Genomic DNA, 14,308 nt, shown 5'->3' with positions numbered 1-14,308 from the left:
TTGATTTAATTTAATTGAATAGTTTAACGTAAGTTGACTATAACTGCCAATTGATAATTCTTACAATAAAAGAGAAAAATGATTGAATTTAATTTGATTTTGCAACTTTTACAACAAATGTGCGTTTATTTAGTGATAGCTTATATGCTAAGTAAAACTCCCATTTTAATACCCGTCACACAAGTTACGGTTAATCTACCGCATAAATTGATTTGTTACGTCATTTTTTCATTTTTTTGTATCATGGGAACTTATTTCAGTTTTCGTATTGAAGATACATTAGCCAATACACGAGCTATTGGGGCTATTTTAAGTGGCGTATTAGGTGGTCCTTCTGTAGGACTGCTAGTTGGTATAACAGGAGGGGTTCATCGTTATACATTAGGGGGGATTACTGCTGAAATCTGTATGGTGTCAACGATTATAACCGGATTAATTAGTGGTATGCTCCATTATGTAGTTATGAAAAAGGGACGCGTTGATTTAATTTATAATCCATTTGTCATTGCCATATTAGCTATTGTGACCGAATCCCTTGAAATGGCATTAATTTTACTTTTTTCTAAACCATTGGATATTGTTGTACAAACTGTACAACACATTGCAGCACCAATGATAGTTGCCAATAGTATTGGTGCAGCCATGTTTATGCAGATATTATTGGATCGTAAAATAATATTTGATAAATATACTTCCACATTTTCAGCAAAGGCATTGAGAATTGCTGCACGGACTGAAGGTCTATTACGTGATAAATTTAATCAAGAAAATAGCACCAAAGTGGCACATATAATCTATCAAGAATTAGGTGTCGGAGCAGTTTCAATAACCGACCGTGAGAAGATTCTTGCATTCATCGGTTTGGGTAGTGACCATCATGTTCCAGGAACCCCTATTGTTTCAACGGCGACATTACAATCAATCGAAGATAACGAAGTGAAATATCTGGATGGTACTCATAAAGCCTATCAATGTTCAATTAATCGGCATTGCCGTTTAGGCTCAACCCTTGTAATACCACTTCGGGGAGAAAATAAAAAAGTTGTTGGAACCATAAAAATTTATGAAGCCAAAAATACCTTGTTTAGCTCAATTAATCGGACGTTAGGAGAAGGAATTGCCAATTTATTATCAGCCCAAATTTTAACAGGGCAAAATGAGCAATACCAACAATTACTTTCCCAAACTCGAATAAAATTACTTCATGCTCAAGTCAACCCACATTTTTTATTTAATTCACTTAATACATTACAGGCTATTATTCGACGCGATAAAGAACAAGCTTTACGGCTAGTCCAAAATCTATCAACTTTTTTTAGAAAAAATTTAAAACGCCCAGAAGAGATCGTCACATTAAAAGATGAACTTGATCATGTTACCGCTTACCTTGCTATAGAAAAAATGCGGTATATTGACAAGTTATCCATTCAAATTCTGATACCAAAAAGCTTAGAACATGCCTTTTTACCAGCTTTTTCTTTGCAACCCATTGTTGAAAATGGCATAAAACATGGTATAGCACAAATAATAGGCGATGGTACAATTACAATTCGAGCCTATCAACAATTAGATATTTTAATTCTTGAAGTAGAAGATAATGCAGGTAATTATCAAGAAAACCATAAAGATAATAATGGCTTAGGAATAAGGCTTGTAGATGAAAGAATTAAAATACGCTATGGAAAGCAATATGGGTTAACCATTGAGTGCAAATCTGAGATTTATACCAGAGTAACATTATGCCTACCTTTAAATAAGGAAAATAATACATGATAAATGTTTTAATCGTGGATGATGAACCTTTAGCTCGCGATAATTTACGGTGTTTACTCAACGACTTTGAGTGTATTAATATCATTGCTGAGTGTAGTAATGCCTTTGATGCGATCAAAACGATTCATAGTCTATCCCCTGATGTTGTGTTTTTAGATATTCAAATGCCAAAAATAAGCGGTATTGAAATGCTTAGTATGATTTCACCACATCAAATGCCCCACATTGTGTTTTTAACTGCTTATGAAGAATATGCTATTCAAGCATTTGAAGAACAAGCTTATGATTATCTGCTTAAACCCATTGAACCAAATCGATTAAATAAAACCATTCAACGATTATTAACCGAAACAAATAGAAAGGATCAAATTCAAATAAAAAATCAGCATTATTTAAAATATATTCCATGTGTTGGACATAATCGAATTTATTTAATCGATCCAAACGATGTCTATTATGTTAATTGCCGTGCTAGTGGCGTATATGTTATCAATCAAGACAACATTGAATATTTAACTGAATTAACATTAAAAACATTAGAAGAACGAACACGACTTGTTTATTGCCATCGACAATATCTTATCAACATTCAAAAACTTAAAGAGATTCGCTTCGTTCAAGCAAATTATACAGAAATTATACTCAATAACGATGTATCTGTTCCTGTTAGCCGACGATATCTCAAACGATTAAAAGAGCAGTTAGAATTAGTATAATTATGCAATTGGCGTTAAAATAGAAAATAATTATATTGAAAATAATCTTAATGTTACGTTTAAAAATAACACAATATAAGTTATAAGATTACAAGCACACAAAAAGTGATTTGGCATTCAAATAAAATTAGCAGTTTTCATAATAAAATTAAGACAAAATCACGATAAGATATTTCAATTTATGCCAATAACCAATACAATTAGTAGATCATTTTTTTAGACGATTGTATGAGAAATACAAAATAAAAATCGTTAATAGGACTTAAGCAGACTATGTCAAATAATATGAAAGAAATCCATTTATCCGAACAATATTGCCCAGAAAAAATCGAAGCGCAAGTACAACAATATTGGCAAGAAAATAACACTTTTCATGTCACTGAAGATCCAAGCAAAGAAAAATATTATTGCTTATCCATGTTACCTTATCCGTCTGGTCGCTTACATTTAGGTCACGTTCGTAATTATACTATTGGTGATACCATTTCACGTTATCAACGTATGCAAGGTAAAAATGTACTGCAACCAATTGGTTGGGATGCTTTTGGATTACCCGCAGAAGGGGCTGCTGTAAAAAATAATACTGCGCCAGCGAAATGGACATATGAAAATATCGCTTATATGAAAAAACAATTGAAACTACTTGGTTTCGGTTATGATTGGGATAGAGAAGTAACAACGTGTAAACCAGAATATTATAAATGGGAGCAATGGTTTTTTACAAAACTCTATCAAAAAGGATTAGTTTATAAAAAAACCTCAGCCGTTAACTGGTGTCCAACGGATCAAACTGTTTTAGCTAATGAGCAAGTTGTTGAAGGTTGCTGTTGGCGTTGTAATACTCCTGTTGAACGAAAAGAAATTCCACAATGGTTTATTAAAATTACTGCCTATGCTGACGAACTGCTAAAAGACTTGGATAGTTTAGAAAGTTGGCCTGAGCAAGTAAAAACAATGCAGAAAAACTGGATTGGTCGCTCGCAAGGTTTAGAAATAGAATTTGCGGTTGAAAACTATCAAGATAAATTACGCATCTATACAACTCGACCAGACACCTTAATGGGAGTCAGTTTCATTTCTGTTGCAGCTGAACATCCATTAGCCCAATTGGCAGGACAAAATAATGCCGATATTGCTGCCTTTATTGCTGAATGTAAGAATACCAAAACAGCTGAAGCAGACATGGCGACTATGGAGAAAAAAGGTATCGCTACAGGTTTTTATGCGATTCATCCATTAACCAATGAAAAAGTGCCTGTTTGGATTGCTAACTTTGTATTAATGGAATACGGTACAGGTGCCGTTATGGCAGTACCGGCACATGACCAACGCGATTATGAGTTTGCTTCTAAATATCAGCTACCAATTAAAGCTGTCATATTAAATGAAGTGGGTGAAGCACCAGATGTAAGTCAACAAGCCTATACGGAATATGGTCAATTATTTAATTCTAATGAATTTGATGGATTGAATTTTGAACAAGCCTTCAATGCGATTGCCGATAAACTGATCGGTCAAGGTTTAGGTGAACGTAAAGTAAATTATCGCTTACGTGATTGGGGCGTGTCTCGTCAACGTTATTGGGGTGCACCAATCCCAATGGTGACTTTAGAAGATGGAACAACTATTCCAACACCAGAAGATCAACTACCTGTAATCTTACCTGAAAATGTGGAAATGAATGGTATTACTAGCCCTATTAAGGCTGATCCACAATGGGCAAAAACAACGATTAATGGCCAACCTGCATTACGTGAAACAGATACCTTTGATACATTTATGGAATCATCTTGGTATTATGCTCGTTATACTTGCCCACATTACAACGAAGGTATGCTAGATGAAAACGCAGCAAATTATTGGTTGCCAGTTGATCAGTATGTTGGTGGAATTGAACATGCCATTATGCATTTACTTTATTTCCGTTTCTTCCATAAATTAATGCGTGATTTTGGTTTGGTTAGTTCTGATGAACCGGCAAAAAGATTACTTTGTCAAGGTATGGTATTAGCTGATGCTTTCTATTACACCGCAGAAAGTGGAGAACGTATCTGGATTTCTCCGACAGAAGTCACGGTTGAACGTGATGAAAAAGGCCGTATTGCTAAAGCTTATGACAAAGACGGTCGTGAATTAGTTCATGCTGGTATGACCAAGATGTCTAAGTCAAAAAATAATGGCATCGATCCACAAGAAATGGTTGATAAATATGGTGCTGATACTGTTCGCCTCTTTATGATGTTTGCATCTCCTGCGGAAATGACGCTTGAATGGCAAGAATCTGGCGTTGAAGGTGCAAATCGCTTTATAAAACGCGTATGGCGACAAGTCTATGAACATACAGAAAAAGGGGCTGTTAAGCCATTAATCGTCGAACAATTAACTAATGATCAGAAGACTTTTCGTCGTGAATTACATAAAACGATTGCTAAAGTTACGGATGATATTGGTCGTCGTCAAACCTTTAATACCGCTATTGCTGCCGTCATGGAGTTCATGAATCGCTTACAAAAAGCACCACAAGAAACCGAACAAGATCGAGCTTTGATGGACGAAGCATTGAATGCAATTGTACGTTTACTTTACCCAATGATGCCTCATGCTTGTTTTGTTATGTGGAAGGCCTTGGGTCATGACAGTAACATTGATTATGCAAGTTGGCCAGTTGCTGATGAATCGGCAATGATTGAAGATGAGAAGCTGATTGTTGTTCAAATAAATGGAAAAGTTCGTGCAAAACTAACTGTTCCTGCTGATGCTACTGAAGAATTTGTAACAAATGTTGCTAAGTCTGAAGCAAATGTTCAAAAACATTTAGATAATATGACGATACGAAAAGTTATCTATGTTCCAGGCAAACTTCTTAATCTTGTTGTCGGCTAAAAACTGACTAATAAGTTTTTAATAAATTGGGGTAATGATTATTACCCCTTACAATTGGATAAACCTAAATGAAGAAATTGTTCAGTTTAGTCACTTTGACAATGATTTTGCTCACCGGATGTGGGTTTCATTTACAACATGAAACTGAAATTCCAAAGCAATTTGAAACTATGACGTTTTATAGTGAAAATCCTTATAGTGAATTATCACGCACTGTTAAAGATTTACTTAATAAAAATAAAGTATTATTAGTACAAGAAGATAGTGCTCATCAATATCCTTCATTACGTATCATCAATTCAAATATTGGCAAAGAAACTATTTCTATTTATCAAAATGGTAAATCAGCTGAATACCAATTAATTTTAACTGTCAATGCACAAGTCATCATGGCCGGCAGAGATATTTACCCAATTACGACAAAAGTATTCCGTACTTTCTTTGATAACCCAGCTACAGCCTTGGCAAAAACTACTGAGCAAAAATTAATTGAGCGAGAAATGTATACTCAAGCTGCAAAACAGTTAATCAGTAAATTGAAATCAATTAACACCATTGAAAATAAACACAATACGTAATGATAAAAATCTATGCTAACCAGCTCAATACAAAACTTGAGCAAGATAATTCATGGCGTTATTTTCTGACTGTTGGAAATGATCCCTATTTACAAGACATCGCGCAAACGAAAATAACTGAAACACTTCGCTTGCGTGGTTTTAGTGAACAGACTGTTTTTATAATTGATAATCAAACTAATTGGGATAGTATTTACGAAAATAGTCGATCAATGAGTCTATTTTCAAACTTAACATTAATCATTCTTCAATTTAGTGATCATTCACTTAATGCTAGCACAGCAAAAAAATTGGATGAATTGAGCAAATCAATATCACCTGACGTTAGTTTGTTAATTTGTCTACCCCAAATGACAAAATCCCAAGAAAGTGCTCATTGGGTTAAAACATTATCTGATCATTTGTTGATTATTAGCTGTAATACCCCCGATATTAATCAACTACCAAATTGGATAAATCAACAATTGCAAAACCATGATCTTACCATTGAGAAACAAGGTATTGAGCTACTGTGTTACTTTTATGAAGGAAATTTATTAGCACTTTCACAAATGATAGAACAACTTAAGTTACTCTATCCCGACGGTAAAATTAGCTATAATCAATTAGAAAGTAATCTAGAAGATTGTGCCATATTTACACCATTTCATTTAATAGATGCGATGTTAATGAGTAAAGCTAAGCGTGTTGTACATATTTTGCAACAATTAAAAACCAACGACACCGTCCCTCTCATCTTGTTAAGAACAATTCAACGAGAATTAATTCAACTCATTAATCTAAAAAAAGATGCAGCTAAATCCAATTTAAAAGTAGCCTATGATAACTATAAAGTTTGGCAGAATCGACGAAATATTATTACGCCTTATTTAAATAAAACTTCTTTAGAACAGCTTTATAAAAATTTAAATACATTAACCGAGCTAGAAATAGCACTCAAGTCTGATTACGAAGCACCGATTTGGGAAAATTTAACATCATTGTGTTTGCAGTTTTAGGTGTACCGAATGTCTATTGAGTTAACTGCATTATTCGGTGGAACATTTGATCCAATTCATTATGGTCATTTATTGCCGGTAATCGCCCTAGCTAAAGAAGTTAATTTAACCCATGTCAGTTTATTACCAAACTATATTCCGCCACACAAACCGCAACCGGTCGCCACAACCGAACAACGCTTGGATATGCTACGTTTGGCTATTAGTGATTACCCTCTTTTCTCAATTGATTGTCGGGAAATTACACAAGCAAAATCGGAACGACCTTCTTTTACCATTGAAACCTTACAATCTTGGCGTCAGGAGCATGGTAATGAAAAAAACCTCGCGTTTATTATCGGTCAAGATTCATTATTAAATTTACCTAGCTGGTATAATTGGCAAAAATTATTGGATTATTGCCACTTATTAGTTTGCCAACGTCCCGGATATTCTCAACAGATTAATGATCCACAATTAAAGCAATGGCTGAAAGCGCATCAAACCGAAAGCGTCGATGATCTTCACCAAAATCCTAATGGTTTTATTTACGTTGCTCATACACCACTTAAAAACATCTCCGCGACGGAAATAAAACAACGTATCCAGCATAGACAAGACTGTCAGGCATTTTTACCCCCTAAAGTCTGGCAATATATTCAAAATCATCATCTGTATAATGCTTAATTAATGAAAAATAATAGAAATTACTTTACTTCTGGCAGTTTTTTCGGCATCATTTTGCCGGCTAAAGCACATTTAACCGGATAATGCACGATTGCGATTATTTATCTGTTAATATTTAGCATTTTTAGTAAAAATTAATATTTCGAGGACCCAATGGCAAAAGAAGATAACATTGAAATGCAAGGTACTATACTAGAAACATTACCCAATACTATGTTTCGTGTAGAGTTAGAAAATGGTCATGTAGTAACGGCACATATTTCTGGTAAGATGCGTAAAAACTACATTCGTATTTTAACAGGTGATAAAGTTACTGTAGAAATGACCCCTTACGACTTATCAAAAGCACGCATTATCTTTCGTAGTCGCTAATCTAATAATAATTTTTATAATATCATTTTTATCTGATGTATCGCGCATTATGCGCGATATGGGTTTTTGTTTACTTAGTAATAGATACTCTTTTTACATTATTTTTCATTTAAGCCTATTTTATTTAATTATATTGGTAAGGGTATCGGTTAACATTTAGATTAAACTCAGATAAATTCCATCTTGTCATCATTTTCTTTTAGTTGATTTACCTAAAATCTATAATCTTGATTTATTGAGTAGTATTAATTCACATTTATTATTCAACGGAAAATGGTATAGGCTATTAGTGATTGAATTTGTTGATAAGAATAAAGAAGCCGGAAAATTTCCGGCTTAGGTGGCTAAATAAAATTAACAATATTTATATTAGTTTTCATCAATACGAGAGAAATCCATATCCTGATATTTAACCCATTTAGTCTTTTTAATAAATTTATAAATAATCATAATAAAGAAAAACAGTGGTAAACCAATATAAGTGGCTAAAACACCATACCAGTCAATGTTATCTTGTAAGAATGCTTCATAGTTTTGCCCTAAAGTAATGAGTAAACAAAGTATGAAAGCAAATATCGGACCAAAAGGAAAGAAACTAGAACGATATGGCAATTTATTTACATCATAACCCTGTTTAATATACCCCTTTCTAAAGCGATAGTGACTAATAGCAATCCCTAACCATGCAATAAATCCAGTCATGCCCGATAAATTAAGTAGCCATAAATAGACTTGCTGATCTTTAAACATTGATGTTAAAAAGCATAGCATTGCGACAATTGTAGTGGCAATTAACGACATTGTCGGAATTCCACTTTTAGATAGCCGACCAAAAATCTTAGGTGCTTTGCCTTCTTTAGCTAACGCATAAAGCATCCGAGTAGATGCATATAATCCTGAATTACCTGCTGATAGTACCGAAGTTAAAACTACCGCATTCATTATTGCAGCTGCTGATAATAATCCTGCATGTTCAAACACCAGCGTAAATGGACTCACACTAATATCTGCTTCATCATTACGTAATAGACGCGGATCTGTATAAGGAATAATTAAGCTGATAACAAAAATAGCGAATATATAGAATAACAAAATACGCCAAAAAACCTGCCGCATTGACTTCGGAATGTTCTTTTCAGGATCTTTTGATTCACCTGCTGCTATACCTATCAATTCCGTTCCTTGAAATGAGAAACCAACAATCATCGCAACACCAATCATAGACGAGAAGCCACCAACAAAAGGAGCGTCGCCAATATTCCAGTTGTGCCAACCAATTGCAGTATCAGAACCACCATGTAAAATGCCCACGATCATCAGTAAACCGACCGCAATAAACACCACTACTGTTATAACTTTAATTAATGAAAACCAAAATTCAGCTTCACCAAATCCTTTTACCGAAATCACATTTAGGAAAAAGATGATCACTAAAAACAGTAAACTCCACAACCAACTATAGGCGCCAAAGTCAAACCAATAAGAAATAACCAATTGAGCAGCAACAAGATCTACTGCAACAGTGATAGCCCAGTTATACCAATAATTCCAACCAATTGCGAAACCAAATGACTCATCAACATATTTCGAACCATAAGTTGCAAAAGTACCTGAAACAGGTAGATATGCAGCCAGCTCACCTAAACTTGTCATTAAGAAATAGACCATTACACCAATTATGGCATAAGAAAGTAAGGAACCTGCCGGACCTGCTTGCGCAATTGTAGCACCTGATGCTACGAATAACCCGGTACCAATTGAACCGCCAATGGCAATCATCGTTAAATGTCGTGCTTTTAAATCACGTTTAAGTTTATTTTGCATAAAAAATCAAATTATTAAAAAAATTTAGCAGAGTTTAACAAAAATTTGTTAGGAGGAGATAAATATTTCTAATAATTAAAACCTTTTGTTAAACATAACCAATACTCATTAACAAGTAATTTGCTCTAACTGTGTTAAATAATCTAAAGCTTCTTGACGATTATTGCCACACATTTCTTGATTTGCTTTTAAACGACAGCATACTAACGGACGTGATGGCTGACCAAATAATTTACAACGATATTGGCTATCTAAATGACAACAAGCAACTCCGGCAGGCTTACCGTTTGGCATATTTGGTATTTGGCTAGAAATTGATGGCGCAATACAACATGCACCACAATTCTCCCGACATGTGAATAGACGGTCGTCCACTTGTAATCCTTTTAAACAAAATGATTGGTTATCATAGCAAGTTAGCGTTAAAATAGCAGGCTTATTTTGATGTTTATTGTTATAACATTACAGGAATATTAAACATGGCAAAAGCAAATGAAGTCAAACGAGGCGATGCAATTACCTATAATGGTAAATTATTATTAGTAAAAGATATTGAAGTACAAAGTCCAAGTGCACGAGGTGCAAGTACATTATATAAAATGCGTTTTTCTGATGTTAAAACAGGTCTGAAAGTAGAAGAACGCTTTAAAGGCGATGATATTTTAGAAACGATAGAATTAAACCGTCGACCAGTTACCTTTTCTTATGTTGATGGTGATGAATACGTGTTTATGGATGATGAGGATTTCACTCCCTATTCTTTCAAACAAGATCAAATTGAAGATGAACTACTTTTCATCCCAGAAGGTGGTATTCCAGGAATTCAGGTACTAACTGTCGATGGACAAATTATTGCGCTTGAATTACCACAAACTGTTGAACTTGAAATTATAGAAACTAATCCTGGTATTAAAGGTGCATCTGCGAGTGCTCGAACTAAACCTGCAAAACTGACTACCGGTTTAACTGTACAAGTACCTGAATACATTAATAACGGTGAAAAAATTAAAATACACGTTGCTGAACGTCGTTTTATGAGTCGTGCAGATTAATATCAGAGGTAGCTGGATCAAATCTTGAATGAATATTTACAATCAAAATAAATTACACAAACGCTTAAGACGCCAAGTAGGTGAAGCTATTGCCGATTTTAATATGATTGAAAACGGTGATCGTATAATGGTTTGTTTATCGGGTGGGAAAGATAGTTACACTCTACTTGATATTCTTATTAACCTCAAAATCAGTGCACCTATAGAGTTTGACCTTGTAGCAGTTAATCTTGACCAAAAACAACCCGGTTTTCCCGAACATGTTCTACCACAATATCTTTCTTCATTAGGTATTGAGTATAAAATTGTGGCTGAAAACACTTATGGTATTGTAAAAGAAAAAATTCCTGAAGGTAAAACAACCTGTTCACTTTGCTCGCGTTTAAGACGTGGTATTTTATATCGTACCGCAACAGAGATAGGCGCAACAAAAATTGCACTTGGTCATCATCGTGATGATATATTAGAGACTTTATTTCTTAATATGTTCTATGGTGGAAAAATGAAAGCGATGCCACCTAAACTCATGAATGATACGGGTGAACACATTGTTATCCGTCCATTAGCATATTGTAAAGAAAAAGATATAGCTAAATATGCTGAATTTAAACAATTTCCAATCATTCCATGTAATTTATGTGGCTCGCAGCCTAATTTACAGCGTAAAGTGATTAAAGACATGCTAAATGAGTGGGATAAGAAGTTCCCTGGACGTATTGAAACAATGTTTAGAGCAACACAGAATATCACGCTTTCTCATCTTTGTGATAACAACCTGTTTGATTTTAAAGGAATTCAAAAAGGTGGAGAAATTATAGATGGTGGAGATCTTGCCTTTGATAAAGAATCAATGCCACTTAATAACTATAATAACAACTATAACAATAGTGATATCTCATCAGAAAATATGATCTTATGGAAAGAAGTCTAATTTAAGTCATCAATTTAAAGCTTATCATATTCAAATAACGAAAATATTTATTAATTACCTAATAATGATTAGATATTTTCGTTTAATTTTTTTACTGAATTATAAATTATAAATATTATATATTTTTATAATTTATAAAAATGAGCCTACATCATTCAAAATGTGTTTTTGATCTAGCAAATTAATTTTTGTCTATAACTTTTTCCTTACCATCCAAATCGAAAAAAATCATCATAATTTTACCGCTAATAAAATTAACTTTTTTTAAATTGAAACGTTCCAATATAAAAAAAAATAGTATAGAATAACAAATAGTTAATCAAATTAAATTAGGCACTAAGATTAAGTATGAGAGTCCAATTTCTTGGAACAGCAGCATCAGAAGGTATTCCAAATCCTTTTTGTAAATGTGACATTTGTGAAAAAGTTAGAATCCAAAAAGGAAAGGATATTAGAACCCGCAGTTCGGTAATTATCGACGATTTGATGCAAATTGATATAGCGCCGGAATTTAGTTATCAAATTATGCGTGAAAATATAGATATGACTAAAATTAAAGACATACTCTTTACGCATACTCATCCTGATCATTTTAATGTAGGTGATTTATACAGCCGAATGATTAATTTCGGTTTTAATATTACTCACCCACTACATATATACGGTAATGATAGAGCCATTAATGGCTGTTTAAATGTTTTACAAGATTATAGCAGTGAACGTTTCGTATTTAATGTTGCTATTCCATTCCAAACTATTACAACATCAAGTGGATACGAAGTTACGCCATTACTTGCAAATCATGCTAAGTGGGAATTTTGCTATATCTATTTAATTGAAAAATCTGGAAAGACAATGTTATATGGTCATGATTCCGGTTATTTTCCTGAATTAACATGGCAGTGGTTAAAAAATAGTGGCAAAAAAATTGATTTGGCTATTTTTGAATGTACTTATGGCTATAGAGATAATGAGAAAACAAATAACCATATGAGTATTGAAACCGTATTGTCAGCACAAAAAAGAATGATTAAAGATGATATATTTCATGAGAATACAGCATTATTAACATCTCACCATTCTCATAGCTGTGGTTTTATGCATGATGATTTAGTTGAAATATTTAAGCCATATAAGATTGAAGTTGCCTTTGATGGTTTAACCAAAGTAATCTAGAAGGGAATAATCATATATGTTTAAATTACCACGCTTATTAATCATGATGTTTCTCCAATATTTCGTGCAAGGTGCATGGAATATGGTGATTGGTGCGGTACTTTCAGCCTATGATTTAAAAGATATTGTGGGAACAACTTATTCAGTCTTAGGTATAGCAACAATTATTTCGCCTTTATTTATAGGCATGGTTGCAGATAGATTTTTTTCATCTCAAAAAGTAATGGGTACACTCCACCTATTAAATGCTGGAGTATTATTCCTGCTTCCGTTATATATTCATAATCATAATGAAATTGCTTTTTTAATTGTCGTCTTTATAGTGGGATTATTATTTTACCCAACTACAGCATTAGCAAATAGTGTAAGTTTTAGGCACATTGACGGCGTAAAATGGTTTCCTATCGTACGTGTATTTGGCACAATTGGTTTTATGACAGTTGGTTTCCTAATGGGCGATAAAGTGTTAAGTATAGCCCAAACAACAGATACATTTGTACTAGCTGCTTTCGCCTCAATTATTTATGGCATCTATTGTTTTACATTACCTAATACACCACCTGCCACGAAAAATAAAAAAATTTCAATGCGTGAAATTTTGTGCCTAGATGCTTTATCATTATTTAAAGATAAATATTTTTCAATATTTATGTTCTCAACTTTTGTATTGATGATTTCTAAAACAGCTTATAGCGCTTATATCCCTGTCTACTTCCCTGTTTTAAAGATTGACCCTGCATCAATGATGCAAATTGCAACAGCTACAGAAGTTATATTTATGATCTTCTTAGCATTTATTCTTCGCAAATTAGGGTTTAAAAAAGTAATTTTATTAGGCGCTATCAGTTGGATTATTCGCAGTTTGCTACTATCTCAAGCAGCTATTTCAGAAAGTTATATGTTTTTTATTGTTGGTGCTTTATTGTTACAAGGTCTGTGCTGGGATTTCTTTTTTACTGCTGGTGACATCTATATTGATAAAAAGGCCAACCCTGAAATTAAAGCTCAAGCTCAAGGATTACGATTTATCGTCTCTAATGGAATTGGTTTATTTATGGCTGCTTCCGTTTGTGGCTTTATTAATAACAAAATTGTCACCGAGAAAACGATGCCGGAAGCTGCAGCTCAATGGCAAGAATTTTGGATTTATCCTGCAGTCGTTGCTGCAATCGTTGCCATTGGCTTTTGGATTTTTTTTAATGATAAAGATGTGCTAATAACAAAAGAGAATAATAATAATAGAAAATAACAACAAAAATATAATAACAAGAAAAGGGAATACAACGATAATAATAAAATAACAACTATAATAAAATAATATCAAAACAATAATAACACT

13 protein-coding genes are annotated in these 14,308 nt (G+C 33.5%); 11 read left to right on the top strand and 2 right to left on the bottom strand.

Annotated features, from left to right (window positions below; genetic code table 11):
* Window positions 1-78: 78 nt before the first annotated feature.
* The 7 genes from FPB0191_RS02245 (at window position 79) to infA (ending at window position 7,986) form a co-directional block, all read left to right on the top strand.
* Complete coding sequence (locus FPB0191_RS02245; RefSeq protein WP_039103690.1) at window positions 79-1,773, top strand: sensor histidine kinase; 1,695 nt, start codon at window positions 79-81, stop codon at window positions 1,771-1,773.
* The gene (gene btsR, locus FPB0191_RS02240) at window positions 1,770-2,489 is read left to right on the top strand and encodes a two-component system response regulator BtsR (protein WP_039103687.1); all 720 of its coding nucleotides are present in this window, start codon (window positions 1,770-1,772) and stop codon (window positions 2,487-2,489) included. Before FPB0191_RS02245 ends, btsR begins: the two co-directional genes overlap by 4 nt.
* A gap of 285 nt (window positions 2,490-2,774) precedes the next feature.
* Window positions 2,775-5,372: a leucine--tRNA ligase gene (leuS, locus tag FPB0191_RS02235; RefSeq protein WP_039106486.1), complete on the top strand. Its 2,598-nt coding sequence runs from the start codon at window positions 2,775-2,777 to the stop codon at window positions 5,370-5,372.
* A 68-nt stretch (window positions 5,373-5,440) separates the two neighbouring features.
* Entirely contained in the window at window positions 5,441-5,950 is a 510-nt protein-coding gene (gene lptE, locus FPB0191_RS02230; protein ID WP_052236696.1) for an LPS assembly lipoprotein LptE, read from the top strand.
* Window positions 5,950-6,948 carry a DNA polymerase III subunit delta gene (holA, locus tag FPB0191_RS02225; RefSeq protein ID WP_039103686.1) on the top strand — a complete coding sequence of 333 codons (999 nt, stop codon included), beginning with the start codon at window positions 5,950-5,952 and terminating at the stop codon, window positions 6,946-6,948. Before lptE ends, holA begins: the two co-directional genes overlap by 1 nt.
* 9 nt (window positions 6,949-6,957) lie before the next feature.
* Window positions 6,958-7,614, top strand: coding sequence for a nicotinate-nucleotide adenylyltransferase (gene nadD / locus FPB0191_RS02220; protein WP_039103685.1), 657 nt, complete (start codon window positions 6,958-6,960; stop codon window positions 7,612-7,614).
* A 153-nt stretch (window positions 7,615-7,767) separates the two neighbouring features.
* Complete coding sequence (infA, locus tag FPB0191_RS02215; protein ID WP_024495300.1) at window positions 7,768-7,986, top strand: translation initiation factor IF-1; 219 nt, start codon at window positions 7,768-7,770, stop codon at window positions 7,984-7,986.
* Between the two features lie 369 nt (window positions 7,987-8,355).
* On the opposite strand, the gene FPB0191_RS02210 is transcribed toward infA, so the two are convergent.
* Window positions 8,356-9,810 carry an amino acid permease gene (locus tag FPB0191_RS02210; RefSeq protein WP_039103680.1) on the bottom strand — a complete coding sequence of 485 codons (1,455 nt, stop codon included), beginning with the start codon at window positions 9,808-9,810 and terminating at the stop codon, window positions 8,356-8,358.
* Between the two features lie 108 nt (window positions 9,811-9,918).
* Window positions 9,919-10,185: a hypothetical protein gene (locus FPB0191_RS02205; protein ID WP_039103679.1), complete on the bottom strand. Its 267-nt coding sequence runs from the start codon at window positions 10,183-10,185 to the stop codon at window positions 9,919-9,921.
* Between the two features lie 104 nt (window positions 10,186-10,289).
* Here FPB0191_RS02205 and yeiP point away from each other — a divergent pair, with 104 nt between their 5' ends.
* The 4 genes from yeiP to FPB0191_RS02185 all read left to right on the top strand — a co-directional run bounded on the left by yeiP (window position 10,290) and on the right by FPB0191_RS02185 (window position 14,218).
* Window positions 10,290-10,862: an elongation factor P-like protein YeiP gene (gene yeiP, locus FPB0191_RS02200; RefSeq protein ID WP_039103678.1), complete on the top strand. Its 573-nt coding sequence runs from the start codon at window positions 10,290-10,292 to the stop codon at window positions 10,860-10,862.
* 28 nt (window positions 10,863-10,890) lie between these two features.
* Entirely contained in the window at window positions 10,891-11,793 is a 903-nt protein-coding gene (gene ttcA / locus FPB0191_RS02195) for a tRNA 2-thiocytidine(32) synthetase TtcA (RefSeq protein ID WP_039103677.1), read from the top strand.
* 348 nt (window positions 11,794-12,141) lie between these two features.
* Window positions 12,142-12,969, top strand: a complete 828-nt coding sequence (locus FPB0191_RS02190) for an MBL fold metallo-hydrolase (RefSeq protein ID WP_039103675.1) — start codon at window positions 12,142-12,144, stop codon at window positions 12,967-12,969.
* A 16-nt stretch (window positions 12,970-12,985) separates the two neighbouring features.
* Window positions 12,986-14,218, top strand: a complete 1,233-nt coding sequence (locus FPB0191_RS02185) for an MFS transporter (RefSeq protein WP_039103674.1) — start codon at window positions 12,986-12,988, stop codon at window positions 14,216-14,218.
* The last annotated feature ends 90 nt before the right edge of the window (window positions 14,219-14,308 follow it).

This window comes from Frischella perrara (assembly GCF_000807275.1).
Taxonomy (GTDB): Bacteria; Pseudomonadota; Gammaproteobacteria; order Enterobacterales; family Orbaceae; genus Frischella; species Frischella perrara.
The sequence above is the reverse complement of the archived record's forward strand: the minus strand, read 5'-3'. Positions and strand labels throughout refer to the sequence as shown.